The sequence below is a fragment of the Carboxydothermus ferrireducens DSM 11255 genome, assembly GCF_000427565.1.
GTDB lineage: Bacteria > Bacillota > Z-2901 > Carboxydothermales > Carboxydothermaceae > Carboxydothermus > Carboxydothermus hydrogenoformans.
In genome coordinates this window covers 1-24,861 of the sequence record NZ_ATYG01000001.1, presented here as the reverse complement: position 1 = coordinate 24,861, position 24,861 = coordinate 1, and the positions used below count along the sequence as shown (strand labels likewise).

Genomic DNA, 24,861 nt, shown 5'->3' with positions numbered 1-24,861 from the left:
TCTACTCGCTGAAAATAAATGGACCGTCGGTAGTAACGTATTCCCGGAAATCTTTGATTAACGTCTTGGTCATAGGACCGGGTACACCTTCACCGATAGTTCTTCCATCAACTTTTACTACCGGTATTACTTCCGCCGCAGTACCGGTCAAGAAACACTCATCGGCATTAAAGATGTCATAACGGGTAAACAGCTTTTCTTCCACGGGAATGCCTCTTTTTCTGGCCAAATCCATAACCGTATTACGGGTAATACCCTCTAAAATTCCGGCATAAGAAGGGGGTGTAATTAAGCGACCGTTTTTAACGATAAAAACATTGTCCCCGGTAGCCTCCGCCACATAACCCTCCTGATTTAGAAGAATTGCTTCTAAGACTCCGTGTAAATTGGCTTCAATTTTGGCCAGGATGTTGTTTAAGTAATTTAACGACTTAATTCGGGGGCTGGAAGCTTCGTTTAAGTTGCGCCGGGTTGGCACGGTAATCACTTCAAGGCCTTCCTCGTAAAAACGCTCGGGATAGAGGGTAATGGAAGAACCGATGCAAAAAACCGTAGCTTTTGGACATTTTCTGGGGTCTAAGCCCAGGTCACCTTTTCCCCGGGTAACCACCAAACGAATATATCCTTCCCGTAAGTTGTTTTTACGCATGGTTTCCAGAACAACTTCGGTCATTTCTTCTTTGGTTAGAGGTATTTCTAAAAGAATAGCCTTGGCCGACTCGTAAAGCCGGTCGATATGTTCTTTTAGCTTAAATACCCGGTTGTGGTACGCTCTGATACCTTCAAATACTCCATCACCATATAAAAGACCGTGGTCAAATACCGAAACTTTCGCTTCCTCCTCCGGTACAAACTTTCCATCCAGGTAAATAAGAAGCCCCATTTCCCACACCTCCGCAATTTTATTAAAAATTATAAATTTTTATGCCAAAAATATATAAAAACAACCCCCGCCCCTGAACGTTCAGGGACGGGGGTTTTGCCCGCGGTACCACCCTGCTTGCCGGGCATGGTAACCCGGCCGCTTCATTGGCATAACGGTCAAAAACCGTTCCGGCCTACTAACCTTTCGACCGGAAAGCTCCTGGGCGATCTGTGCAAAATTCCGGCACCGGGTTCCCAGCTACCCCCGGCTCTCTGGGGCCTTCCTTTTGCACCGCTCCCATTCACTGCTTTTTCTGTAAAATGTTTTGCTGATAATTTTATAAAACACCAACCGCTTTTGTCAATAAAATAACAAAATGTATACAATGTGCAAAAATTTTTCTCTTTTTTCTCAAACCCTTTACAAAAAAATAACCGGGGTAACCCGGTTATTTTTTTAAACCGTTTAAAACTATCTCCGTTAAATTATCGATAAGCTGCTCTTTTAAAAACCCTTTCTCTCTTAAAATACCGCGAATAGTAGCAAAGGAAGTCATTCCAAAAAAAGCCGGAACAAAAATTTCCAGGTTAACTTCCCGAAATTCGTTGGCTTTTATCCCTTCCGCTATTAGTTGGTTTATGAGCCGGTAATAATCATTAATCTTTACCCGAAAACTTTCCCGGGGAAGGGTACTTCCAAAGAAATCCCCTAAAACTAATACTACCTCCTCGTGAAACTCTAAGAAAAATTCCACCTGGACCTTTATTAAAGCTCTAAGTTTCTCTGCCGCCGAAACTTTTAACTCTAAAACCTTTTTAGTTCTTTCCTCTAATTCTTCAAGAATAGAAAGGGTAAGCTTTAAAAAAAGTTCCTCTTTACTTTTGAAATAGTAATATAAAGTCCCCTTGGCCACCTTACTAATTTTAGCAATTTCATCCATGGTAGCTTTTTCAAAGCCCTTTTGGGCCATCACTTTAGCCGCAGCTTTTAAAATCGCCCGAATCTTTGGATTCATCTTATCCTCCAAACAGCTAAATTACGTTACCTTCGTTAGGCGATAAATCGGAAAGCCTTACATGCCTTGGCGTGACAAAATAATTTAGTATTAAGGCTGTTACCCCAAACAAAGCCATCATGAAAACACTGTGGTTAAAGCTCATCCCGGAGCCACCGGAAATGGCTTCCCTTAAGCCATAAACTCCGTAAGTCATCGGCAAATAAACGCTAATTTCCCGGAAGAATTTTGGTAATAGTTCAAAGGGAAAAGCACCACCGCAAGAAGCTAATTGCAAAATCAATAAAACTACCGCCAAAAACCTTCCTGCCATGCCAAAAAGGGAAACCATTAAACCGATAATCGCTAAGAAAGTTAGGGACATTAAAATAGCAAATCCAAAGAATTTCCATTGAGATGCAACCTGAAGGTCAAGCCCTTTTTCTAAAATTATACCAGAAATTACAGCTTGAAGCACCCCAATTAAAGCTACCGCTAAAAATTTACCGATTAATATCTCCCACGAACGAACCGAAGATAAGGTTAAACGGTGGTCTTTTAAATTTACCAGGAAAAACAGCACCAAAGCACCAATCCAGAGGGAAAGCGGAAGGAAATAGGGAGTAAAAGCGGTTCCGTAGTTGGGAACATAATATTTTTTCTCCTCTTTAACTTCCACCGGATCGGAAATTATTTTAGCCCTTTTTTCTTTTAAGGAAGGAGTTAGCTCTTTCTTTCCTTCCTCTACCCCGGCCTTAAGCCCTGAAGTAAGCTCCTGGGAACCTTTATAAAGCTTAAATAAACCGTCATTTAGTTCCGCCTGGCCAGTCGATAACCTTAACGCTCCCTTTTCTAACTCCAAAGCTCCATTTTTTACAGGCAAGATTCCGCTATTCAAGGAAGCAGTTCCGTTACTAAGGGCCAATGCCGCATTATTAAGCTTACTACTTCCTTCTGCCAGAAGATTTATCCCGTTATACAGTTGATTGTAACCATCTTTTAAAGCCGATAGTCCTCTACCCAGCTCTTCCATTTTAGCCGGTATTTCCTGGGTCTTCAATGCTAAACGATTTGTACCTTCCGAAAGCTTCTTGCTGCCGTAAACCAGGGTGCCAACGCCATCTTGCAATTGGCTAAATCCTGCGGTTAAGTCCTGACCACCCTTTTCTAAAGCCACCATTCCCGGTTTTAACTTACTTTTATAACCCTCTTCTCCCTGGTTTATTAAGTTCGTGAGTCCAAGATTTAATGTTGTAAGGGATGAACTTAGCTCTGAAATTCCTTCATTGCCTTTGCTAACCAAAGCTGAAAGTCCGGTATTATATTGATTAATCATTGTTAAATTCTCTTTAGCTGCATTTAGAGAATTTATAGCCTTATCTATTTCCGGGTCCGGATGGTTAGCTTTGTAATTTTCTAAGATATCTAAGGCTTGCTCAATTTGGTTTTGGACAGCTTTTTGGGATTGATCTACTCCGGCTACCAATGTAGTTCCCGTTTGCAAGCTATCTTTCAATTTGTTTAAGCCGTCTAAAAGCTGATTATAACCAGCAGCTAATTGTTTTAAGCCGGAAGACACTTGACTCCAAAAGCTTTCTACCCCTGACAAAAAAGAATTAACACCCGCTATATAACCGCTACTACCCGCAGCAAGATTGGCTACTCCTCTTTCTAAAGTAAGACTTCCGCTGTAAATCCCATAAGCTCCGTCAGCAACGGTTTTAACCCCACCGTTTAATTCAGCAAACTGACCTCCTAACTCATCTCCGGGAAGTAGTTTTAGCCCTTCATAAATTTTTTCACTTCCGCGTCTAACATCCTCCATTTTGGCGGCAAACACCGACATATTGCGGCTAAATTCCATGGTTCCACTTTTTAACCGGTTGCTTCCCTGATAAAGCTGCTCCGTGCCTGCTGCAAGTTTTTTGGCCCCTGCTGCTATTTTTTGCCCGCCCTTTGCTAACTCCGTACTTCCGTTGTACGCCTGTTTGATACCCCCTTCAAGCTTTTCGCTGCCATCAGCAGCTTTTTCCACATCTTTTAAAGAGTCGTCCATTTTCTCAAGAAGAGTAGTCATTGCTTCTTTAACTATTTTCTCTTCTATTTTTTGCTTTAATTCTAAAACCACCCGGCTGTTTAACTGGGCTGCCAGATAGTTTTTGCCCTCGTTATAAATTACCTTAATCCCGGTTTTTTGGGGATCCGACGATTTCATTTTATATAACTTCTCGGAAAAATCCTCAGGTATTTTTACTATTAAATAATATTTATCTCCCAGTAACCCCCGGTAAGCTTCCTTTTCCTCAACAAAGTACCATTTTACCGCATTATTGCTTTTTAGCTCGTCTACAAGCTCTTTCCCGGCATTGATTTTTTCCTTTCCGTCGTTATAACCCCGGTCTAAATTAACTACCGCTACCGGCAAATTTTTTAGATTGCCATAAGGGTCCCAAAACGCTGACAAATAAACAAAGCTGTACAGTAACGGCATTAAAATTATCACAATTAACGCTACTCGGGCTTGACGGGTACTAAGAAGCTGTTTTAGCTCGACCCGCGCAATTTTCAAGAAATTCATTGCTTACACCTCCTTGCACAACGTCCACTACTGTATCGGCAATACCAAGCTCTTCTTCTTTTAAAGTGGTATAAATAACTAACTTCCCTTCTTGCTTTAAATTTACAAGAATTTTTTCAATATGTTTTCGTTCAAGGCAGGTGAGGTTCCTGAAGGGTTCATCAATTAAGACCACCGGTGGTTCCCCAAGTAAAGCCAGGGCTAAACCAACTTTAATTCTCTGTAAAGGATTTAAATCGGCAATTATACTTTCTTTTGTAAAATTTGCTTCAATCTTCTCCAAAAGTCTATCCACCTCGACGGGTGTGACTTTTTTCCCTAACAAAGCTCCTTGAAATTTAAAGTTATCAAAAACTGAGAGGGAAAAGTACGGCTCATAAACCCCTTCTACAAAAGAAAGCCCCACCTTTTGTCTTATTTCCCGCTGTTTTTTCACCGGATTTAAACCTAAAACCGTTATTGATCCTGCAACCGGTCTCACGCCACCAATCATTGCTAAAAGGCAGGCAGTCTTACCGGTCTTTGCTGGTCCGTAAATTCCTACAATCCCCGGCTGTTCTACGGAAAAAGTGAGAGGTTTAAAGCGGGGATCCTTACTAAATTTAACATCTTTAAACTGAATCACCTGCACACCCCCTTTTAAGATTTATACTGACCAGTCAGTCAAATAATAATATAAAAAAAATTTGACCGGTTGGTCAACCGGTCAAATTTTGATTTTCTTTTAAATTACCCCATTAAATTCATTTACATCACTTTTTCTTGGTTTTTTAAAAATTTTTAAAGGCTTACGACTTTCAAGCTTTTTGTTAAATAATTCACAATATTTCCCATATTGGTTACTTCGCCGGCCACTACCTTATCTTTTATCTTAAAATAATCAAGGCAGGTCCCGCAAGCCCCGAGATAAACTCCTTTTTCTTCAAGAATTTTTAAAGGTCCTAATACCGGAGAGCCTTCCACCACTAACTTTACCCCGGAGTTAACAAACAATAAAGCTTCGGGAAGTTCATCATTCCCCGCCAGGGTTGTAAGAAAATTTTTCATCAGAATTTTCCCGAGTTCCTCATCCCCTCGCCCAAGAGATTCTCCCTGAATAAAAAGAACGGTGCCGGCAATTTCCTCCTTTCTGGCAAAAAAAGGAGACAGCTTTGCAGCTAATTCGTAAATATCCACAAACCATCACCCTTCTATAATATTCTTTAATTTTAATTATAACATTTTCATATATTTACGCCAAGGAAAAATTTTAACCCAGAAGCCAGAGCCCTATTAAACAAAAGATAATTCCCAAAACTTTTGTTACGGTTAATTTTTCTCCAAAAAATAAAATCCCAATGGGGATTAAAAAAAGGCTTACCGCTGCATTGGAAAACAAAGCAGCGGTACTTATCTTCCAGCCGGCCCGGTACGCCAGTAAAAATCCCAGTTCCAGACCAAAAATAGCTATCCCCAGAGCGAATCCTACCCAGTTTAACTTTGAAAGTTCAAAAACAAACTTTGCTTTACCTTTAGATACTGGCGAAAGCAACAACGATAAAAAAGCTGCTGTAAGATAAGTTGAAGTTAAAACTAAAAAAGGATTGGCTTTAGGGGGAATCAACTTTTGCGTAACATGGTAAATAATATTTGAAAAAATAGTCAAACTAATGGCTAAATAGTATAACATAAACTCCTCCACCTTTAATCTATTTCTAATCCCATAATGTACGAATCATAAAAAACACCGTTAATTAAGTAATGACGGCTAATCCGTCCTTCGTAAGTAAAGCCCGCTTTTTCATATAAGGAAATAGCCCTTTTGTTGTCTACCCGAACATTTAAGTTAATTTTCCTTATCCCCGTCTCTTTTGCCCATTTTTTTAAATAAGAAATTAAAGCCCATCCAACTCCCAGTCCCCAGAACTCTTGTAACACTGCTATCCCCATTTCGCCAAAATGAGAAAACTGCGTACCTAAACCCGGCTTAAAGCTTACACTTCCAATAATCCTTCCCCGGCAGTCGGCTACTGCCAGTAAGGCTTTTTTATTTTGAAGATGTCCATTAATGAATTCTCTTTCCTGTTCCACAGTAAAGTTAAATTCTCCCGGTCCATAAGCCAAAAAAGTAGTTTCGTTGGTTGCTCTTTTATAAAATGCTAAAAGCTCTTCGGCATCTTCCAAACTGACTTTGCGGATTTTCACCTTTTGCCCATTTTTTAAGGTCACTTCCATAAACTTTACCCTCCCAGCACTTTTTGCCCTATTTGCCCTATTATAACACAACTTCTTCCATTGAAAATAAAAAACCCCGCCTCGGCGGGGTTTTAAACATGTAAGATTTTACTTAAAAAGTCTTTGGTCCTCTGTTGCTGGGGGTTCTGGAAAATCTCCTCGGGTTTTCCCTCTTCCACAATTACCCCCTCATCCATAAACAATACCCGGTGGCCCACTTCCTTGGCAAAACCCATTTCGTGAGTTACCACCACCATCGTCATCCCCTCATGGGCAAGTTCCAACATTACCTCTAAAACTTCGCCAACCATCTCCGGGTCCAAAGCAGAAGTCGGTTCGTCAAACAGCATAACTTTAGGCTTCATGGCCAAAGCCCGGGCAATGGCAACCCGCTGCTGCTGACCGCCGGACAGCTGGTCGGGATACGCATGGGCTTTGTCGGAAAGCCCCACTTTTTTCAAAAGGTCATAAGCAATCGCTTCCGCTTCATCTTTTTTCATGCCCCGCACCTTAATGGGGGCCAGGGTAATGTTTTCTAAAGCTGTTTTATGGGGAAAAAGGTTAAACCGCTGAAACACCATCCCCACTTCCGTACGAACTTTATTAATATCGGTCTTGGGGTCAGTAAGGTTAAAACCATCCACCCACACTTCGCCGGAAGTGGGAGTTTCTAAAAGGTTAATGCACCTTAACAGGGTACTTTTCCCCGAACCGGAAGGCCCTATGATCACCACTACTTCCCGTTCTTTAATGTGAGTGGTTACGCCTTTTAAAACGTGAAGCTTGCCAAATTTTTTGTGAAGGTTTTTAATGGTGATCACCGGTTTTAAGCCTCCTTTCGGTATAGCTCACCAACTGGGAAATCAGGAGGGTCATAATCAGGTATAAAACTGCCACAGCAAACCACACTTCAAAAGCCCGGGCATTATAACCAATTATTAAAGCTCCGCGGCGCGCAAGCTCTTCAAAACCAATCACCGATAATAGTGAGGTATCTTTAAGCATAGCTATAAATTCGTTACCCAGCGGCGGTATTACCCGCTTAAACGCCTGGGGCAAAATAACGTACCGCATTGCCTGTCCGTAAGTCATCCCTAAAGAGCGGGCTGCTTCCATCTGTCCCCGGTCTATCGATTGGATTCCCGCCCGGAAAATCTCTGCCACATACGCCCCGCTGTTAATACTGGTGGAGGCAATAGCCGCTGCCCAGGGTGAAATAGCATGAGGCTGGCCACCGGTAAGTGCTGCCCAGAGCTGGGGAAAACCGTAATAAATAATAAATATTTGCACTAATAAAGGTGTCCCCCGGATAAAATCCACATAAACCCGAGCTATAAATTTTAAAAGGGGGTTACGCGCAATGCGCATAAGCCCCGCAAATAAACCGATTATACTCCCCAACGTAACTGCAATAACCGTTATTTTAAGCGTTACTAAAGCACCTTCTGCTAATAAAGGTAAAGATTCAATTACTACCGACCATTTTAGTTCCACTTAAGCCACCTCAATTAGTTCTTTGGTTTTTCTCCAAACCACTTTTCGTAAATTTCGGCGTACTTACCCGACTCTTTCACTTTCTTTAAGCCTTCGTTAATTTTGGCTAAAATTTCCGGTTTGGACTTGGGAACAGCGATACCATACGATTCTCCGGTTAACTTATCCCCCACCATTTTTAAATCGGAAAAGCTTTGCTTAATATAGTAGGCATTAACCGGCCAGTCGTTAATTACCGCATCAACACCGTTGTTCCTAAGTTCCATTAAAGCATCGGGAAGAGTATTAAAGGTTTTTACCTCTTTCACAATGCCTTTAGCTTTTAACTCGTTGGCATAATCGGCACCGGTAGTGGCAATTTGCACTGCTACCCTTTTCCCTTTTAAATCATCAATACCTTTAATGGTGTTGTTGTCACCTTTTACCACAATGGCCAAACCCGAATCGTAATACGGTTCGCTAAAATTCATAACTTCTTTGCGCTTATCGGTAATCGAAATGGCGGAAATAGCCGCATCAACCGTACCACTTTGCACCGAAGTTAAAACTCCATCAAAGTTCATACTTTTAATTTCCACTTCAAAGCCAACCGCTTCGCCAATTGCCTGAATTAAGTCCATATCAAAACCTACATATTTTCCGGTAGAAGGATCCTGAAACTCAAAAGGAGCGTAAGAAGTATCGGAAGCCACTACAATTTTTTGTTTTTGCTCCTGCTTCTGCTCCTGGTTTTGGGCGCTGTTTGTTTGCTCCGCCTGCTTGTTGCCACAGGCTGTCAGGATAAGCCCCAAGGTTAAAACGACAACCAAGAACAAAGCTCCAAATTTTTTCATTTAAAAATTCCTCCTTTAATACCCTTTAGTATATTAAAGAATCAACCTTTGAATAATTATAAATTGTTTAGTACAATTAGTCAATGTTAAAATTTTCTGATTATTTCTTCGTTCTTCTCCAAACGATTAATTGTTTTGTATAATATAAAGGTACTTAAAAAAATGGAGGGAAATTATGGAGCTAAAAACCAAACAACTCTTGGCCGATATAAGTTTAATCGCAGTCACCGCTTTCTGGGGAACAACTTTTGTCATTATTAAAAATATTTTGGCCAATATTGAACCTTTTTCCTTTCTATCTTTTCGCTTCCTCCTTAGCACTTTTTTCCTTTTACCATTACTTTTACAAAAAGAAGGCTTCTCGCCAAAAGGAGTTTTTTTCGGCAGTATTGCCGGCTTTTTTCTCTGGCTTGGCTATATCTTACAAACCATCGGCTTAAAATACACTTCCGCAGCTAATAGCGGTTTTATTACCGGCCTGGCCGTGGTTATGGTACCGGTTTTAAGCAGTATTTTAAATAAAAAACCGGTAACCCCAGGGGTCATCTTCGGTACCGGATTATCTTTTTTGGGATTATTTATAATGTCCTTTGACTTTAAAGCCGGCTTTAATACAGGAGACCTTTTAACTTTAGCCGGAGCATTATTTTTCAGTATGCAAATTGTTTCGGTGGAGCGTTTTTCTCCTAATTTTTCCGCAACTTCGTTAACTCTCGGGCAAATTGCTACCGTAGGAGTTTTAAGCCTGCCCGCGGCTCTGTGGCTGGAAGAGCCTTTTAAATCCTACCCTAACGAAGTTTACTATGCAATTGTTTTTACCGCTATTTTTGCTACCGTCCTTGCTTTTTTAGTTCAATCCAAAGCCCAGCAGTTTACCAGCGCTTCTCACGTAGCCCTCATCTTTACCTTAGAGCCGGTCTTTGCCTTGCTTTTTGCCGTCCTTTTTGGCGGAGAAAGTTTAGTGGCAAAGCAAGGAATTGGTGCATTCTTCATCTTAGCGGGAATGCTTACCGCCGAGTTTTTAGACCAGTACTGGCCAAAAGCCAAAGATGAAAAAAAAGCTAACCTTTGAGCGGTTAGCTTTTTTTTTCGGAACAATAAGGACAATCTTCACATTGGCGCTGTTCTTTCTGGCAGGGCTCGGCATGAATTAAGACGTGCGAATTGGGTAGCTTTTCTTCTATATCCCGCTCAATTTTATTGCAAAGGTCATGAACTTCTTTTACCGACAGCTTCTCCGGTACCACCAAATGCAAATCAATAAACCGCTCCGAGCCACTTTTCCGAGCCCGTAACTTGTGAAACTCCAGAAACTTTTCGCCGTAATTGGCAATGGAATCTTTAATTAAAGCAATCTCCTTTTCCGGCAATGCCGTATCAACCATGTTGGCAAAGCCTTCAAAGGTAATCTCATAAGCTGCTTTTAAAATCATACCGGCTACAATCAAAGCCAAAATGGGGTCAAAGTAAGTTATACCCGTAAGTTTGATTAAAAGTAGACCCAACAACACACCCGCAGAGGTATAAACATCGGTCCTTAAGTGCCAGCCATCCGCTTCTAAGGCTGGAGAATCGGTTTCTTTGGCAATTTTTAATAAAGTTTGGGAAATAAAAAAATTAACCAAAGATGAAACTGCCATGACTCCCATGCCCCAGCCAAGGCTTTCGGGCATTTCCGGATGCCAAAACTTGGGTAAAGCTTCTTTTATTATTAATACCGCTCCTAAAAAAATTAAAAGCCCTTCAATTGTTCCGGCAATATTTTCCACTTTACCATGGCCGTAAGGGTGCCGAACATCCGCCGGTCGACTGGCAACTTTCACGGAAAAAAAGGTAATGATGGAAGCCAATAAATCCACTCCCGAATGTAAGCCCTCGGCGATAATACTTACTGAACCGGTAAAAAAGCCGACAACTATCTTAAAAAGCACCAAAAGAGTATTGGAGATAATCGAAAGTCTTGCCCAGGAAACTTTTTTATCGTTCAAAGCCAAACACTCCCGCAAACTTTTTTATTATTATATATTATTTTTGCAGGAAAAAGTGACTGTTAGCAAGGATTTATTAGCTTTTTTAACTTATTTTTAATTTTTGCTTTTTTTTGAGTAATTTAGACTAAAAATCATTTTCAATACCCAAAAAGCTCAAAAAGATTTGAGCCATAAACCGGTAACCCTCCCGGGAGGGGTGAAGACCATCTATTAAAACTCCCGGATTATTTTTTAAAAGCTTTTTAAACGGTTCGTAAAAATCTAAATATTTTACCCCCAATTCACCGGCTATTTCCCGGTATTTTTTTCCAAGTATCTTTAATCTTTCATCAGCCCACTCTTCTTCCAGAACCGGCAGAGGAGAAGCTAATACGATGGCAGAAAAATTTCTTTCTTTCGCTACAGTTATTATCTCCCGGGCATCCTGTAAGATTTCTGAGGTCGGACGATTAACGTATATATCATTGGTACCCCCTAAAAGTACGAGGGTATTACCTAAAATCCGCTCTCTTTTAAATCTTTCCTTCATATCCTCTAAAGTATCCCCGCAAACTCCGAGATTAAGAAAACTTACTCCAAGTTTTTCTGCACTAAGATTTACCCAGGAAGCGGTAGGTCCATAAGGAAAACCGTAAGTTAAAGAATCTCCGAGAAAAACAAACTCCACCATTTACCCATCCACCCCGTCAAATTTCCGGCTTTTAGGCTTAATGTCCAAAACTGGTGTTTGGTTTAAGCAGTCAATTCCCTTTACAGTTAAGACATTTCCTTCCCGTTTTAAAAGCCTTCCGGTGGCAATCCCTAAATGATTGGGACGATTGGGACTTCTCGAGGCAAAAACCCCCGTTTCCTTGCCGTCTCTTCTAACAGTAATGAGTTTTTCTTCATTGCTTAAATGAAAATAAAAAATAATAGTTATGTACTCTTCGTCTTCAATCCTGTAAAGCCCCGGAACAAATTCCTCATAGACTACAATTTCCGAAATATCCTCATCGTAATCCATTTTTTCTTTGGAATTAAAGCTGTTACGCACGTAGCCAATCGGCCGCAGCACTATCTCCACCTTTTTACACCCCCTACCCCTAAAATACACCACTTCCGCAAAAAGATAAAGCAAAAAGGGACGGTTCTTATATTTGCGTTTATACGCCTAAAAAAAGAACCGTCCCCAAATTTGGCGTTTAGTTTTAAAGCTGGCGTAGGAACGCAACGAGCGCTTCCTTTTCTTCCCGGGTAAGTTTTAATTCCAGGACAAGATTAAAAAATTCTACCGTATCTTCAATGGTTAACAGGCGGCCATCGTGAAAATAAGGCGGTGAATCTTTAAGTCCTCTTAAGGTAAAAGTTTTGATGGGCCCTTCCGGCCGACCCTGGTAAAAGCGCTCCACCTTTAAATCGTGCATTAACTGGTCGGTATAGTACGGTGCCGGATGGCAGTAGCCGCATTTACCTTTGCCAAAAAAGATTTTTTCTCCTAAAAGTTCCTTTTCGGTAGCTTTGGCCGGGTTAAGCCTGCCATAACGATTTAATTTGGGTGCCGGCGGAAAATCAATGATATTGATAAACTGGGCCATATGCATTACCTGCTCCCGGGAAAGCGGGTTTATTCCTTTTTTGGCCGCCAAAGTATGATCACCGTCAAAATAAGCTGACCGCTGCTCAAATTCACAAAAATCTTCTACCGAACGAATGGAGCGTTTAGAACCAAATAATTGTTGAATATGGGTGCCCCTTAAACTCACCGTATCAATTCGAAAACGGGTTTCTTGAGGGCGATTATCCGGATTTAAATGGAATTGTCCGGTAGTATGGCTGTTGACGTGACAATCAAAGCACGACACCCCAAGGCTTGGTTTTTCACTTTTCCGGTCATCAGTAGCGTTAAACTGCTGCTGGGGAAACTTGGTTAAAAGAAGCCTGAGGCCTTCTAATTGCACCGGAGTTAAAATATCTTTAAAAAGTTCGTAATAGTTATCCAAGGTAATTTCTTTTCCTTTGGATACATCCCCCAATTCGGGATGGGTGGTAAGATATAGAGGCGGAGGAAATTCCGGTAAAAAGGCATCGGGTAAATCGAAATCAACGTCAAAGCGCACTAACTCCGGGTGAATCTTAGTCTGCACCGGTGGAAAAACCATCCCGCCGTTCTGAGGGTGGGGGTGGGGTAACGGCAAATAGGGAAAGACACCTTTTTCTTTAATTTCTTCGGGAGACATACTGGCTAAATCTTCAAAAGTAAGACCATTTTTTAGTTTAGCAGTAGGTCCTACCGGAAGCGGTTTTCCCCCGCTCATGGTTACTTCGGTTGTAGTTTTTGGGGTAAGATTATACCTTTCTTCTAAAAGTTTTCGCTGCTTGGCCATAATTTTTGGTTTATTGGCCTTTTCTTCCTTCATAATTTCGGAAAAGCTTTTGTCCCGCAAAATTTTATCTACCTTAACATACCCCCAGGAAAAAACTAAAAATAGTAAATAAATGAGACCAATTAAAAGAAAAATTTTCCCCGCTATTTCCAAGTTTTTGTTTGGCCTTAAAGGTACATAGCGAACTTTCAAACTCTCACCTCCTAAAAAATCCTGTAAAAATTTATGCAAAAATTGTTAAATATATCACTGTTAAGTAGAAAAATCTGGGATAAACTAAAGACAGAATTAAAAAGGAGGGGTTTTTATGAGTGAACTTATTAACAACCGGGAGTTTAGAAAAAAAGCCATTAAGGAAATTATTTTAGATTTACACCGGGGCAAAACGGTAGAAGAAGTAAAAGAGCGTTTTGATGAGATTATAAAAGATGTTGCTCCTACCGAAATAACCTTAATTGAACAAATGCTGATACAGGAAGGCTTACCTGTGGAAGAAGTTCAACGGCTCTGCGACGTTCACGCCGCAGTCTTTAAAGAATCCTTAGAAGAACAACCTGCCCCGGAAACCCAGCCCGGCCATCCGGTTTATACCTTTAAAGAAGAAAACCGCGCGGTGGAAAAGCTCATCGAGGAAATAAGGGAAATTTTAGCAAAATTTAAAGCAACCACCGCCGGCGAAGAAAAAAACATCTCATTAGAACTTACCGCAAAATTAAACCTCCTTTACGATTTAGATAAACATTACAGCCGGAAAGAAAACCTCCTCTTTCCTTTTTTAGAAAAGCACAACATCATGGGGCCACCCAAAGTTATGTGGGGAGTTGATGATGAAATCCGGGCAGCGTTAAAGGAAGCCCGCCTTTTAGCATTACATTACGATCCAGACAAAAAAGCAGAGCTTCTGAAAAAAACCGAAGCTGTTTTGGCAAAAATTGAAGAAATGATTTTTAAGGAAGAAAAAATCTTATTTCCCATGTGTCTCGAAACTCTATCCGAAGACGAATGGTGGGCAATTTACGAACAAAGCGATGAAATAGGTTATTGTTTAATTGAACCGCAAACCGGGTGGAAACCAAAGCGGGAAATTTCAGTAAAGAACCAGGAAATAACAAAGGAAGGTTATATAAAGTTTAGTACCGGTCTTTTAACCCAAAAAGAAATAGGTTTAATCTTTAACCACCTGCCGGTAGACATAACTTTTGTGGACAAAGATGGCATCGTAAAATACTTTTCCGAAAGTAAGGAGAGGGTTTTCGTCCGACCCAAAACCATTATTGGCCGAAGGGTTGAAAACTGCCATCCCCCGGCCAGCGTCCATATTGTAGAAAAGTTAGTGGACGATTTAAAATCCGGGCGCAAAGATTTTGAAGATTTCTGGATTCACTATCAAGGAAAATATGTTTTGATCCGTTATATTGCTGTTAGGGATGAAAAAGGAGAGTTTATGGGGGTCTTGGAAGTTACCCAGGATATCAAGCCGTTGCAGGCGATTTCCGGTGAAAAAAGGATAATGGAATAATTTTAAAGTCCGTTCCACTATTTGCGTTTATAGCACTAAAAAGGGACGGTTCTTAAATTAGGCGTTAAAACGCAAATTACAGAACCGTCCCTTATTTAGGCGTTTAACTAGGCGACGGAATAGAAATTTCTTCTTCATCCTCTTCAAAATAAAAATCTTCTTCGGCCGTATTTATTCCAAAAAGCTCAAACACCGGACACCAGCGGGTGATCCCCGTGGCCAGCTCCATAGCTCCTACACAAATTAGACTTTTTGATTTGTTTACGATACCTAACCCCAGAAGCATTGCTCCCATGGAACTGCGTAAAAATGCATCCCAGGTACCTACGTTTTCCCGCATCATTCCACCCCCGGCAAATCTTTTTCTTAGTATTCCCCGTTTTTTACTAACTAAATGCATATTTAAAACTTTTACTTCAAAAAATAAAGGAGAAAAACGGGAGGTGGAAAAATGACCAATTACGCCAGTTCCGACCAGCTCAACTTGGTAGGATTAAACTGCCCAAAATTTTCTGCAAAAACCGGTAAAACCAGTACTAAAAGCTGTGAAGCTTGTCGCCACTGGAACGGTACTACCTGCCAAATTAAGATGTTTGATCCGGTACTGACAAGTTTGGATCAAACTTAAAAAGCCCGGGCTCATGCCAGGGCTTTTTAAAAGCGAAACAACCACTCCCGGGTATTATATTTTTCCCTCAGTAATTGCCTACTGAGTTCACGTTCTTTTAAGGAGAGTTCACTTCGTATAAAATTAACTTCAAACCCTTCGGAAAACCCCGCCAAAAACGCTTCTTTTATTTCCGCCAGCGAAAATTCCCGGGATGAAAAATCATGAATAGCTCCCGCCTTTCTGTGAAAACTTGCCCGTATTCGTTCTTTTTGCTCTAAAGACTTAAATTTTAGTACCCGAAAAAGTTTATCCACATCCATTTTTATAACAATAGCCCCGTGTTGCAAAAGGTAATCTCCCCGCCTAACCTGGGCACTTCCGATAACTTTTCGCCCCATAACCGTCAACTCGTACCAGGAAGGGGCTTCGAAGCAAATTGCCGATAAATCGGATGTTTTTTTCCCTTCGGCAATTTCCCCTTCAATTCCCAGGTTTTTAAGACCCAGTAAAAGACCTTTGCTTATTTTTAAATACGACTCCAAAACCGTTCCGGAAAGCTTGGGATGCTGGATGCTGCCAACAATCGAGTAAGTCAGTTCAAATTCGTGGAGTACCGCCCGCCCACCGGTAGGCCGGCGTACCACATCAACCCCCAATTTTTCACATTCGGAAAAATCCACCTCTTCCTGAGCTTTTTGAAAATAACCCAGACTTAAAGTCGGGCGGGTCCAGGTATAAAAGCGTAAAACCGGCGCCCCGTGATTATTTATAGCTTCCTGTAATAATGCTTCATCAATCGCCATATTTTCTGCTCCGGAAAAGGAGCCGTGATCGATAAAGCGCCAGGTTTCCATACTACACCTCCAGTTCGGTTAAAAGTTCTTCCAAACACCGCTCTCTTTCTTCAGGAGTCAACGGGCGAGGATAATTATATATTGTTCCTCCCGGCCGTTCGTTGTAATAAGGACGGTTACAGTCAGGACAACCGCTGGTGCGAAAAGCTTCGCCATCCTGAAAAATTTCCAGAATTTCCTCCCGCGTCAAACCAAAGCTTACTACCCGTCCATTTCTAAAGGTAAATTCAGAAATACTTTTTAAATTCTTTTTTAAAAGATAAAAACCCGCTTGAATCCGGCGGTAACTTTTTATATCCGGTGGACTTTCTTTTTCTAACCGGGTCCCGGGTACGGGAGTGAAAGCAAATAAAGCTATGGTAATCCGGTGTTTTAGAAGATCGTCCATTACTTTCAGCATTTCCTCTTCGGTCTCCCCAAGGCCCGCAATTAAATGGGTACCTATTTTCCCCGGAAACTTCTCGGCTAAGTCCAGAAGCTTATTGTAAAACTTCTCATAATTTTTGCCTTTAACTTTTTCATAAACCCTTTTAACCGCACCGTCTAAAGGAAGACTTATATGGTCAGCCCCGGCCGCAAATATCTGTTGAGCCTCAATGGCATCCCGAACATTATACGAAACACAAAGAGGTATTGCCGCTTTTTCTTTTAACTTTTTGGCCTTCTCCAAAATTTCCGCAAAACTTTCTTTAGTGCGTACGACTTGAAAACAAGCCCGGCGTATTTCAGAAGGTTCCTCCCCCAGCGCTTTAAAAACCGCCTCCTCCTCTATTTTTGGCCAGGTTACCCGGGATAAAAGCTCAGGAGTGGCGTGACTGGAGCGCGCCTGGGAACAAAAGGCACAATCATGCTGGCACTTTTCACCGAGCATAAAATATGCAGTAGTGGGAAGAGCCTCTACCTTGACTTTTTTAAGCTTTAACGCCGCCAGGGTCCCAATCGATGCCCTCATAACACGCAGCACTCTCCCGCTTCCTCAATTTCATATCCCAATTCCCGGGCTTTTTTCACTACCTCCGGATGGGGCTGCACAATCCGCGCAAAGCCCAGCTCCAACGCTTTTAAGTCAATTTCTTTCCGGTACTCACCTCCGGGGCGCATGCAACCTAAATATAACGGGGTTTTCGGAAAAAGTTTTCGGCTATATTCAAAAACCTCCACAACATTGGCAATTTCCGGCGGCTGACGGTCAGAAAAGTCAGTATCAGGCGTAGGGCGAAAGATAATAAACACAATTGCCGGTGGGTTAAATTCTAAAAGAGCTTTTATTGCCTCAAATTCCCCTTTAATTTCTCCACCGAGAAGGCCAACAGTTATATGCGGTAGCACCGGAACTTTCGTCTTAAGTTTCCGGTAGGTGTTTAAATAATCTTCCCCGGTTTTATTTAAGTGATAAACTTTAGCAATTGTTTCGTCATCTATCACAAAATCAAAGGACACCGTATCGGCTATTTGGGCCAAAAGGTCAATTTCCCGGTCGTCATCGATTAATCCCACATGAAAATTGTATTTCAAGTTTCCTTTTTGGTCGGCTAAAAACTCGGCATGTTTTAACCACGGGACTTTGCCGTCTTTAGTACAGCCACCGCTAATTAATAAACTTTTAACTTCTTGCAAATTCGGTATTTTTTCTACAGGAAGCATACTTTTTAAATAATGGCCCCCACAGTGGGCGCAGTTTAAGGCACAGTGGGGGCCGGTAACGGTAACCGGTTTGGTTTTATGGGGATAAACGAAAGTTATTTTTGCCAATCTTTACTCCACCTCAAAATTGGATTTCTCGCTGCACCCACCTCATCCAGCCGCTTCACCGGGGTGACGTGGGGAGCTTCATGGAGAAGTTCGGGATTTTCCTCTACTTCCCGGCTTATTGCAATCATTACCTCAATAAACCGGTCTAAAGTTTCCTTGGACTCGGTTTCCGTGGGCTCAATCATCAACGCTTCATCAACAATAAGCGGGAAGTAAATGGTCGGTGGGTGAACTCCATAGTCCAACAGGCGTTTAGCAATATCTAAAGTCCGAACCCCTTTTTCCTTCTGCCACTTACCGGACAGAACAAACTCGTGCTTGCAGAGCCGGTCATAGGGCAGATAAAAGTATTTTTTCAGCTTTTCTCTTAAATAGTTAGCGTTTAAAACAGCTTTTTGGCTGACATCGGTAAGGCCTTCGCCACCTAAAGCTTTTAAGTAAGTATAAGCTTTAACCACTACCAGGAAGTTGCCGTAGAAAGTCCTTACTTTGCCGATGGAATTGGGCAGGTTGTAATTAAAGTAGTACCGATCTCCGTCTTTCTCCACCACCGGTACCGGCAGGAACTCGGCTAAATGGGCTTTAACCCCTACCGGTCCTGAACCGGGTCCACCGCCACCGTGGGGAGTGGAAAAAGTTTTATGAAGGTTAATGTGCATGACATCAAAGCCCATATCTCCCGGGCGGGTTACCCCCATAATGGCATTTAAGTTAGCTCCATCATAGTACAGTAGCCCGCCGACATCATGGACCATTCTGGCAATTTTTACAATTTCTTCTTCAAAAAGTCCCAGGGTATTGGGGTTGGTAAGCATTAATGCTGCAACCTCTTTATCCAAAACTTTTGCCAGTTCCTCCGGGTCTACCAGTCCCCGTTCATTGGACTTAATGGAAATCACATTAAAACCGCACATGGCAGCGGTTGCCGGGTTGGTACCGTGGGCAGAATCGGGAACGATGACTTTTGTCCGCTTCTCGCCCTTTTTCTCCAAGTAGGCTTTTATGATCATCAATCCGGTAAATTCTCCGTGGGCTCCCGCCGCCGGCTGGAAAGTAAAACGATCCATGCCGGTAATTTCTTTAAGGTACTGTTCCGCATCGTACAGCAGCTCTAAAGCCCCTTGAGCAAGTTCCTCGGGCACATAGGGATGAAGTTCAGCAAAGCCGGCAAGCCTTGAAGTGTCTTCGTTAATCTTGGGGTTATACTTCATGGTACAGCTTCCCAGAGGATAAAAGCCGTTATCCACGCCAAAATTCCGCCGGGATAAGCCCACATAATGACGAACCACATCTACTTCAGCCACTTCCGGGAGGTCCAGTTCGGTTTTCCTTTGCATTTCTTCAGGAATGAGATTATTGATATCTTTAGCGGGAACATCCAACTCAGGAAGCTCAAAGCCGGTTCTTCCTTCTTTAGATAATTCAAAAATCAGAGGATAGCTTCCCATTACCGGTCACCTCCCAGTACTTCCACCAGATTGTCAATTTCTTCCCGGGTGCGTTTTTCCGTAACCGCAATCATTAAAGCGGGTGCTAACTCCGGATAAAAACGGCTGATACCCGGCCCCGCCAAAATATGATGTTTTAGAAGTTTTTGGGTAATTTCTTCTTCATTTTTAACTTTTACCACAAACTCTTTAAAGAACGGTCCGCTAAATAAAGGTTCGTAACCTTCACCAATTAAACGTTCAAAAGCATAATGGGCTTTTTGTAAACTTTGCAGAGCAATTTCTTTTAATCCTTTCTTGCCAACAGTAGCCAGATAAACGGTTGCGGCTAAGGCATTTAAAGCCTGGTTACTGCAGATATTGGAAGTTGCCTTTTCCCGCCGAATATGCTGCTCCCGCGCCTGCAAGGTTAAAACAAAGCCGCGATTACCCTCTTTATCGGTAGTTAAACCTACGAGGCGTCCCGGCATCCGGCGGGCTAAATCCTTCCGGGCGGCAAAAAAGCCAAGGTGCGGACCACCAAAAGCAAGGCCATTACCCAGAGCCTGCCCATCGCCCACGGCAATATCAGCGCCGTATTCCGCTGGTGGTTTTAAAATACCCAGAGAAATGGGGTCTACTGCCACCACCAGCAGGCCTTTCTGGGCGTGAATTAAACGGCTGATTTCCTCAACCGGTTCTAATTGGCCAAAAAAGTTTGGATGTTGCACCAGGACCGCGGCAGTTTTATCGTCTATTAGTTCTTCTAATTTTTCCAGGTCAACGGTACCGTTTTTATAGGGCACTTCTACTACCTCAATTTCCGGGCCCCAGGTGTAGGTTTTTACCACACTTCGGTACTCGGGATGAACGGTGGCTAACACCAAAACTTTATCTCTCCGGGTTTGGCTTACCGCCATCAGAGCGGCTTCAGCCAAAGCCGAACCGCCATCATACATCGAGGCATTGGTGATGTCAAGACCGGTTAGTTCGCAAATCATGGTCTGATATTCAAAGATCGACTGTAAAACTCCCTGGCTCATTTCCGCCTGGTAAGGAGTATAAGCGGTATAGAACTCCGAGCGCAGCAAAATGTGGTTGACCACCGCCGGGACATAATGGTCGTATACCCCTGCTCCCAAGAAAACGGTATACTTATCCGCCGAACCGTTTTTAGCCGCTAAGTTTGCCAGGTGTTTCTTTACTTCCAATTCCGACATCCCGGAAGGGAGATTTAAGGGCCTTTTAAGTTTAACCTCTTCCGGGATGTCCGAAAACAATTCCTCGATGCTACTTAAGCCAAGGCTACTTAACATTTCCCGGACTTCGTCCGGGGTATGGGGAGTATATTTCAAATTACTCGCCTTCCTCTTCGAGAAGTTTTTCGTAATCTTCGGGGGAGAGCAGTTCGTCTAACTCCGCTTCGTTACTAATTTCCACTTTAATCATCCACCCCTTACCATAGGGGTCTTCATTTACCAGTTGCGGCGATTCAATAACTTCTTCATTAACTTCCACAACTTTTCCGGAAACGGGAGCATATAAGTCGGAAGCAGCTTTTACCGACTCCACAACTCCAAAGCTATCTCCGGCGGAAATTTCATCCCCCACACCGGGAAGCTCAATAAATACGATATCTCCCAAAGATTTTTGGGCAAAATCGGTAATCCCGATAATACCGATATTGCCATCTACCTTAATCCACTCATGCTCACGGCTGTACTTTAAATCCTTAGGTACCACACTCATGCTTATTTCCCCCTTTTATAAAATGGTCTTGAAATTACGCGGGCACGCACGCCCTTCCCCCGAATGATTACGTCCACCTCGGTACCAATTTCCGCCGCCTCAAGATCCACCATAGCCATTGCCAGGTTTTTCTTAAGGAACGGTGCAAAGGTACCGGAGGTGACAAAACCTACTCCCCTTTGGTTAAATACTATTTCGTAGCCTTGGCGTGGAATTCCTGCTCCAATCATTTCCAAACCAACAATTTTTCTTTTAAGCCCGGCATTTTTTTGGGCAAGTAAAGCTTCTTTTCCTATAAAATCTTCCTTATTAAACTTAACGGCCCAGCCCAGTCCGGCTTCTAAGGGTGTGATTTCGGCGGAAAGTTCATGGCCGTATAAAGGAAGACAGGCTTCAAATCTTAACGTATCCCGGGCACCAAGACCTGCCGGCTTGACACCAAGATTTAAGAGTTCATTCCAGATTTTTGGAGCCAAATTTGGAGCAAAATAAATTTCAAAGCCATCTTCACCGGTATATCCGGTGCGGCTAACAAGACAGGGAACGCCTGCAACCTCAATTTCGGCAAAACCAAAATATTTAATTCGATTTAAATCAAAAGCGGTTAACTTCTGCAAAATCTCCTGAGCTCTTGGACCCTGCAAAGCAATTTCGGCGGTTTCGTCGGATAAATCGGTAACAGTAACATCGTCCCACCTGTATTGGAGAATATGAGCTAAATCTTTATCTTTATTGGCTGCGTTTACCACCAGCAAATACCGTTCGGTCGAATACTTATAAGCCAAAAGGTCGTCAACAGTACCTCCATCGGGATAGCACATAGTAGTGTAAATTACGTCGCCGGAATTAAGGCGGGAAACATCATTGGTGATAAGGTAATTAACAAACCGTTCCGCTTGCTTTCCGGTAATTTCTATTTCCCCCATGTGGGAAACATCAAACATGCCTACATCGGTTCGAACGGCCATATGTTCTTCTAAAATACCGGTATACTGGACCGGCATCTCCCATCCGCCAAAGGGAACCATTTTCGCACCAAGCTTAATATGTTCCTCATAAAGCGGCGTCCTTTTCAAGTTCTCCATCCCATCACCCCTTTTTAATAGTTTTAACAGCAACACTTTTTTCATCCCAAGAAAAACAAAAAAGACAGATAGCTAAAACAAACTGCTTTAGCCTCTGTCCTTTGACCTGAGAGATTAAACTCCCCGTGGGTGCCCTTTAAGGGACTCTCCAGAGTTTCGTCCGGCAACAGTCCTTTTGCCTGAGAGTTTCACCTTTAAAGCCAAGCAACACTTTAAAGGCTTACTCCTTCGGCGCCCGAAAAACCGGGTCTCTCCTGCTGCCTTCATCCGCCGTATTAAGTTTTCTGTATACATTTTATAACAAAATTCGCATTAATTCAACAATTCCTGCATTTGTGAAAATTTTAATTTAAAAAGAAACCGGGAGGGTTAACTCCCGGTTTCTCTGGCAATTAAAGCCGCACCCAGGGCAGCGGTCACCGATGGTTCTGGGGGTACAACCACCTCGACACCCATTTCCTTTTGCAAAAACAGTCTTAAAGCCGGATATTTTGCTCCTCCTCCGGTAAAAATCAACTTTCGAGGCTTACCAAGGCTTTCTGCAAATTTAGCCAATCTTTTGGCGGTTGTTTTAAATAATCCTGCAATTACTGCTCTCTTGGGAGTTCCCCGGGCAAGGAGAGAAATGACTTCCGATTCGGCAAAAACCGTGCACATGGAATTGATAGGCACGGCATTTTCTTCATTAATCAAATCCTCATCCCGGTAATCATCACCGATTGCCGTTAAAATTATTTCAAGAAATCTCCCCGTACCGGCAGCGCATTTATCATTCATTAAAAAATTAACTACCCTTCCTTGACCATCTTTTTTAATAATTTTGGCATCCTGACCGCCTAAATCTAAGATATAATCCACTTCCGGAAATAATTCGTGGCAACCCCTGGCCTGACAGGTTATTTCCGTTACGACTTTTCCCCGGTTAAAAGCTACCCGTCCGTAGCCGGTAACAACTAAGTTCCTAATTTCACCGGTATTTTTCAGTAATAACTCCCCGGCTTTCACCGGTTCATACCTGGTAGGGACAACCTTAAAAGTATAACTTCCATCTTCTTTAATAATCACCAGTTTTGAGTTGGTTGAGCCCAAATCTAATCCTGCAAACACTACTTTATCATCTCCAAAAAGGCTTCAATCCGCGTTTTTAATTGCCCCTGGTCTTCTTCAGAAAAATCACTTTCGAGCTTTAAGAAAGGAATATTTCTTCTCTCCAATTCCCGTCCGACTAAGTAACTCTCCACTCCATAGGGCTGGCAGAACTGCAGAGAATAATGGATAACTCCATCTACCTGAAGTTTTTGCACCATAGATAAGATATCCTCAAGCCTGCCGGTATTAGGGGTAAAACAGGCACAATTTACCTTTAAAGACCTGGCCGCAATATTTTTAAGCATGCCTTCCACATCCGCCGCCGGTTCTACTAAATCTTTAAAATATCGTTCCCCAATGCAGGTTTCCTCACCCACTACAACACCGCCGGCGCCTTCAATTAAAGCATGGATTTTCCAGTGGGGTATGGGCTGGGGAGTACCGGTAATTAAGATTCGTGGAGCATCTTTGGAAACTACCCCTTCGCCTTTAGCCACCCTTTCTTCCAATTCGTCGCACAGTTCATTAACCTTTGTGGCAAAACGCTCGGGGTCATCAAAAAAGGCCAGCTGGTTAATTAACAGTACGTCAAGGCCATGGATGGGAGCCGGGTTGTGCTTTCTTAAATCGGAAAGCCTTTTTAAAGCTTTTCTTTTTTTGTTTATTTTTTCAATGCCCGCCCTTAAATTTTCTGCATTTAGTTTAACTCCCGTTTTTTCTTCCACAAATTGCGCAAAATCTTTAATTTCCTCTTCCCAGAATTTCCGATCCCGTTCTTCTTTTTTCTGAGGTAGCTCCATTACATAAACTGGAATATATTCATTTAAAATCTCCCAGGCCTTTTTCTTGCCATCACAGGTAGTTTCCCCAACCACGTAGTCGGCCACCTGAAAATAAGGACAAATCCTTTCAATTTTAAAACCCATCGCCGACTTAATCAAAGGGCAGAGATTACGCGGTAACACCGTTTCCCCCGCCGGTACCGTATACTGGGCACCACCGCAAAGACCGATGCAAGCACTGCCGGTAGCGTTTATTATTTCTTCCGGTACATAAACGCAAAAAGTAGCAAAAACCTTTTTGCCTTCTTGTTTTAAGTTATAAAGTTCATGTACCCGGATACCGTGAATATCCCCCACTACCGCATCAAAATAAGCCATTGCCCTGGGACGATTGGGACAATTTAAAAAAAGCTCACGATAAACCGCCGGTACCGGGGCTAAAAATTCATCATGCTTTTCTAAATCAACATTTAGCACCCTCCACAACTCCCGATTGTCCATAGCTCTCCTCCTCGTATAATGTTTTTAGAAGCAATCTTTAAACGGTAATAAAAACCGTTTAGATTTTATAAAAATTGTTCTTTGAAAACTGGAAATTAGACTTTCTTTTTGCTGCTGGACCAGGCACAATATAATCGTGAGATTGTTTCTGGGTAGGTATT

Annotated in this window: 27 protein-coding genes, 2 riboswitches and 1 other annotated feature; of the genes, 3 read left to right on the top strand and 24 right to left on the bottom strand. The window is 42.3% G+C overall.

Annotation, left to right across the window (positions count from 1 at the left end):
• Position 1 precedes the first annotated feature (1 nt).
• The 10 genes from ilvE to CARFE_RS0100095 form a co-directional block, all read right to left on the bottom strand.
• Positions 2-883, bottom strand: coding sequence for a branched-chain-amino-acid transaminase (gene ilvE / locus CARFE_RS0100150; RefSeq protein WP_028051309.1), 882 nt, complete (start codon positions 881-883; stop codon positions 2-4).
• Between the two features lie 80 nt (positions 884-963).
• Positions 964-1,179 (bottom strand) — a binding site (T-box leader).
• 134 nt (positions 1,180-1,313) lie between these two features.
• Positions 1,314-1,880 (bottom strand): TetR/AcrR family transcriptional regulator, encoded by a 567-nt coding sequence (locus tag CARFE_RS0100135; protein WP_028051307.1) that lies wholly within the window; start codon positions 1,878-1,880, stop codon positions 1,314-1,316.
• A 16-nt stretch (positions 1,881-1,896) separates the two neighbouring features.
• A complete protein-coding gene (locus CARFE_RS0100130; protein ID WP_028051306.1) occupies positions 1,897-4,437 on the bottom strand; it encodes a YhgE/Pip domain-containing protein in 2,541 nt (846 codons plus the stop codon).
• Complete coding sequence (locus CARFE_RS0100125; RefSeq protein WP_028051305.1) at positions 4,391-5,062, bottom strand: ATP-binding cassette domain-containing protein; 672 nt, start codon at positions 5,060-5,062, stop codon at positions 4,391-4,393. The genes CARFE_RS0100130 and CARFE_RS0100125 overlap by 47 nt, the downstream gene beginning before the upstream one ends.
• A 155-nt stretch (positions 5,063-5,217) precedes the next feature.
• Positions 5,218-5,613: a sulfurtransferase-like selenium metabolism protein YedF gene (gene yedF, locus CARFE_RS13705; RefSeq protein WP_051250042.1), complete on the bottom strand. Its 396-nt coding sequence runs from the start codon at positions 5,611-5,613 to the stop codon at positions 5,218-5,220.
• A 73-nt stretch (positions 5,614-5,686) separates the two neighbouring features.
• Positions 5,687-6,106, bottom strand: a complete 420-nt coding sequence (locus tag CARFE_RS0100115; RefSeq protein WP_028051304.1) for an EamA family transporter — start codon at positions 6,104-6,106, stop codon at positions 5,687-5,689.
• A gap of 14 nt (positions 6,107-6,120) precedes the next feature.
• Complete coding sequence (locus CARFE_RS0100110; RefSeq protein ID WP_028051303.1) at positions 6,121-6,651, bottom strand: GNAT family N-acetyltransferase; 531 nt, start codon at positions 6,649-6,651, stop codon at positions 6,121-6,123.
• A 92-nt stretch (positions 6,652-6,743) separates the two neighbouring features.
• Positions 6,744-7,472 carry an amino acid ABC transporter ATP-binding protein gene (locus CARFE_RS0100105; protein WP_028051302.1) on the bottom strand — a complete coding sequence of 243 codons (729 nt, stop codon included), beginning with the start codon at positions 7,470-7,472 and terminating at the stop codon, positions 6,744-6,746.
• Positions 7,459-8,145, bottom strand: a complete 687-nt coding sequence (locus CARFE_RS0100100) for an amino acid ABC transporter permease (protein WP_028051301.1) — start codon at positions 8,143-8,145, stop codon at positions 7,459-7,461. The genes CARFE_RS0100105 and CARFE_RS0100100 overlap by 14 nt, the downstream gene beginning before the upstream one ends.
• 14 nt (positions 8,146-8,159) lie before the next feature.
• Positions 8,160-8,978, bottom strand: a complete 819-nt coding sequence (locus tag CARFE_RS0100095) for a basic amino acid ABC transporter substrate-binding protein (RefSeq protein ID WP_011343438.1) — start codon at positions 8,976-8,978, stop codon at positions 8,160-8,162.
• Between the two features lie 175 nt (positions 8,979-9,153).
• Between CARFE_RS0100095 and CARFE_RS0100090 the strand changes: the two genes are divergently transcribed.
• Positions 9,154-10,050 carry a DMT family transporter gene (locus CARFE_RS0100090; protein WP_028051300.1) on the top strand — a complete coding sequence of 299 codons (897 nt, stop codon included), beginning with the start codon at positions 9,154-9,156 and terminating at the stop codon, positions 10,048-10,050.
• 4 nt (positions 10,051-10,054) lie between these two features.
• On the opposite strand, the gene CARFE_RS0100085 is transcribed toward CARFE_RS0100090, so the two are convergent.
• The 4 genes from CARFE_RS0100085 to CARFE_RS0100070 all read right to left on the bottom strand — a co-directional run bounded on the left by CARFE_RS0100085 (position 10,055) and on the right by CARFE_RS0100070 (position 13,524).
• A complete protein-coding gene (locus tag CARFE_RS0100085; protein ID WP_028051299.1) occupies positions 10,055-10,966 on the bottom strand; it encodes a cation diffusion facilitator family transporter in 912 nt (303 codons plus the stop codon).
• A 127-nt stretch (positions 10,967-11,093) separates the two neighbouring features.
• Complete coding sequence (locus tag CARFE_RS0100080; RefSeq protein WP_028051298.1) at positions 11,094-11,639, bottom strand: SGNH/GDSL hydrolase family protein; 546 nt, start codon at positions 11,637-11,639, stop codon at positions 11,094-11,096.
• Positions 11,640-12,032, bottom strand: a complete 393-nt coding sequence (gene tsaA / locus CARFE_RS0100075; protein WP_011343434.1) for a tRNA (N6-threonylcarbamoyladenosine(37)-N6)-methyltransferase TrmO — start codon at positions 12,030-12,032, stop codon at positions 11,640-11,642.
• Between the two features lie 124 nt (positions 12,033-12,156).
• A complete protein-coding gene (locus CARFE_RS0100070) occupies positions 12,157-13,524 on the bottom strand; it encodes a cytochrome b6 (protein WP_028051297.1) in 1,368 nt (455 codons plus the stop codon).
• Positions 13,525-13,639: 115 nt separating this feature from the next.
• Here CARFE_RS0100070 and CARFE_RS0100065 point away from each other — a divergent pair, with 115 nt between their 5' ends.
• Complete coding sequence (locus CARFE_RS0100065; RefSeq protein WP_028051296.1) at positions 13,640-14,851, top strand: DUF438 domain-containing protein; 1,212 nt, start codon at positions 13,640-13,642, stop codon at positions 14,849-14,851.
• 103 nt (positions 14,852-14,954) lie between these two features.
• Here CARFE_RS0100065 and CARFE_RS13700 read toward each other — a convergent pair whose 3' ends face one another.
• Complete coding sequence (locus CARFE_RS13700; RefSeq protein WP_011343431.1) at positions 14,955-15,191, bottom strand: YgaP family membrane protein; 237 nt, start codon at positions 15,189-15,191, stop codon at positions 14,955-14,957.
• A 111-nt stretch (positions 15,192-15,302) separates the two neighbouring features.
• Between CARFE_RS13700 and CARFE_RS16355 the strand changes: the two genes are divergently transcribed.
• Positions 15,303-15,479: a hypothetical protein gene (locus tag CARFE_RS16355; protein WP_162830796.1), complete on the top strand. Its 177-nt coding sequence runs from the start codon at positions 15,303-15,305 to the stop codon at positions 15,477-15,479.
• A gap of 26 nt (positions 15,480-15,505) precedes the next feature.
• On the opposite strand, the gene CARFE_RS0100050 is transcribed toward CARFE_RS16355, so the two are convergent.
• The 9 genes from CARFE_RS0100050 to CARFE_RS0100010 all read right to left on the bottom strand — a co-directional run bounded on the left by CARFE_RS0100050 (position 15,506) and on the right by CARFE_RS0100010 (position 24,700).
• Positions 15,506-16,315, bottom strand: coding sequence for a lipoate--protein ligase family protein (locus CARFE_RS0100050; RefSeq protein WP_028051295.1), 810 nt, complete (start codon positions 16,313-16,315; stop codon positions 15,506-15,508).
• A 1-nt stretch (position 16,316) separates the two neighbouring features.
• Entirely contained in the window at positions 16,317-17,267 is a 951-nt protein-coding gene (locus CARFE_RS0100045; RefSeq protein ID WP_051250040.1) for a radical SAM protein, read from the bottom strand.
• The gene (locus tag CARFE_RS13695; protein WP_051250039.1) at positions 17,264-18,067 is read right to left on the bottom strand and encodes a radical SAM protein; all 804 of its coding nucleotides are present in this window, start codon (positions 18,065-18,067) and stop codon (positions 17,264-17,266) included. The genes CARFE_RS0100045 and CARFE_RS13695 overlap by 4 nt, the downstream gene beginning before the upstream one ends.
• Positions 18,055-19,515, bottom strand: coding sequence for an aminomethyl-transferring glycine dehydrogenase subunit GcvPB (gcvPB, locus tag CARFE_RS0100035; RefSeq protein WP_028051293.1), 1,461 nt, complete (start codon positions 19,513-19,515; stop codon positions 18,055-18,057). Before gcvPB ends, CARFE_RS13695 begins: the two co-directional genes overlap by 13 nt.
• The gene (gene gcvPA / locus CARFE_RS0100030) at positions 19,515-20,849 is read right to left on the bottom strand and encodes an aminomethyl-transferring glycine dehydrogenase subunit GcvPA (RefSeq protein ID WP_028051292.1); all 1,335 of its coding nucleotides are present in this window, start codon (positions 20,847-20,849) and stop codon (positions 19,515-19,517) included. The genes gcvPB and gcvPA overlap by 1 nt, the downstream gene beginning before the upstream one ends.
• A 1-nt stretch (position 20,850) precedes the next feature.
• Positions 20,851-21,243, bottom strand: a complete 393-nt coding sequence (gene gcvH / locus CARFE_RS0100025; RefSeq protein ID WP_011343424.1) for a glycine cleavage system protein GcvH — start codon at positions 21,241-21,243, stop codon at positions 20,851-20,853.
• Between the two features lie 2 nt (positions 21,244-21,245).
• A complete protein-coding gene (gene gcvT, locus CARFE_RS0100020) occupies positions 21,246-22,328 on the bottom strand; it encodes a glycine cleavage system aminomethyltransferase GcvT (RefSeq protein ID WP_028051291.1) in 1,083 nt (360 codons plus the stop codon).
• 85 nt (positions 22,329-22,413) lie between these two features.
• A riboswitch (glycine riboswitch) is annotated at positions 22,414-22,485 on the bottom strand.
• Positions 22,486-22,595: riboswitch (glycine riboswitch) on the bottom strand. It abuts the riboswitch before it with no gap.
• Between the two features lie 102 nt (positions 22,596-22,697).
• Positions 22,698-23,435: an acyl-CoA dehydratase activase gene (locus CARFE_RS0100015; protein ID WP_028051290.1), complete on the bottom strand. Its 738-nt coding sequence runs from the start codon at positions 23,433-23,435 to the stop codon at positions 22,698-22,700.
• The gene (locus CARFE_RS0100010) at positions 23,435-24,700 is read right to left on the bottom strand and encodes a double-cubane-cluster-containing anaerobic reductase (RefSeq protein ID WP_028051289.1); all 1,266 of its coding nucleotides are present in this window, start codon (positions 24,698-24,700) and stop codon (positions 23,435-23,437) included. The genes CARFE_RS0100015 and CARFE_RS0100010 overlap by 1 nt, the downstream gene beginning before the upstream one ends.
• Positions 24,701-24,861: the final 161 nt, after the last annotated feature.

What these genes read in the sequence shown, in the direction of transcription:
- ilvE (WP_028051309.1), bottom strand. Translation starts at nt 883, where the DNA reads ATGGGGCTTCTTATTTACCTGGATGGAAAGTTTGTACCGGAGGAGGAA.
- CARFE_RS0100135 (WP_028051307.1), bottom strand. Translation starts at nt 1,880, where the DNA reads ATGAATCCAAAGATTCGGGCGATTTTAAAAGCTGCGGCTAAAGTGATG.
- CARFE_RS0100130 (WP_028051306.1), bottom strand. Translation starts at nt 4,437, where the DNA reads ATGAATTTCTTGAAAATTGCGCGGGTCGAGCTAAAACAGCTTCTTAGT.
- CARFE_RS0100115 (WP_028051304.1), bottom strand. Translation starts at nt 6,106, where the DNA reads ATGTTATACTATTTAGCCATTAGTTTGACTATTTTTTCAAATATTATT.
- CARFE_RS0100110 (WP_028051303.1), bottom strand. Translation starts at nt 6,651, where the DNA reads ATGGAAGTGACCTTAAAAAATGGGCAAAAGGTGAAAATCCGCAAAGTC.
- CARFE_RS0100095 (WP_011343438.1), bottom strand. Translation starts at nt 8,978, where the DNA reads ATGAAAAAATTTGGAGCTTTGTTCTTGGTTGTCGTTTTAACCTTGGGG.
- CARFE_RS0100090 (WP_028051300.1), top strand. Translation starts at nt 9,154, where the DNA reads ATGGAGCTAAAAACCAAACAACTCTTGGCCGATATAAGTTTAATCGCA.
- CARFE_RS0100080 (WP_028051298.1), bottom strand. Translation starts at nt 11,639, where the DNA reads ATGGTGGAGTTTGTTTTTCTCGGAGATTCTTTAACTTACGGTTTTCCT.
- CARFE_RS0100065 (WP_028051296.1), top strand. Translation starts at nt 13,640, where the DNA reads ATGAGTGAACTTATTAACAACCGGGAGTTTAGAAAAAAAGCCATTAAG.
- CARFE_RS13700 (WP_011343431.1), bottom strand. Translation starts at nt 15,191, where the DNA reads ATGCGGGAAAACGTAGGTACCTGGGATGCATTTTTACGCAGTTCCATG.
- CARFE_RS16355 (WP_162830796.1), top strand. Translation starts at nt 15,303, where the DNA reads ATGACCAATTACGCCAGTTCCGACCAGCTCAACTTGGTAGGATTAAAC.
- CARFE_RS0100050 (WP_028051295.1), bottom strand. Translation starts at nt 16,315, where the DNA reads ATGGAAACCTGGCGCTTTATCGATCACGGCTCCTTTTCCGGAGCAGAA.
- CARFE_RS0100045 (WP_051250040.1), bottom strand. Translation starts at nt 17,267, where the DNA reads ATGAGGGCATCGATTGGGACCCTGGCGGCGTTAAAGCTTAAAAAAGTC.
- gcvPB (WP_028051293.1), bottom strand. Translation starts at nt 19,515, where the DNA reads ATGGGAAGCTATCCTCTGATTTTTGAATTATCTAAAGAAGGAAGAACC.
- gcvH (WP_011343424.1), bottom strand. Translation starts at nt 21,243, where the DNA reads ATGAGTGTGGTACCTAAGGATTTAAAGTACAGCCGTGAGCATGAGTGG.
- gcvT (WP_028051291.1), bottom strand. Translation starts at nt 22,328, where the DNA reads ATGGAGAACTTGAAAAGGACGCCGCTTTATGAGGAACATATTAAGCTT.
- CARFE_RS0100010 (WP_028051289.1), bottom strand. Translation starts at nt 24,700, where the DNA reads ATGGACAATCGGGAGTTGTGGAGGGTGCTAAATGTTGATTTAGAAAAG.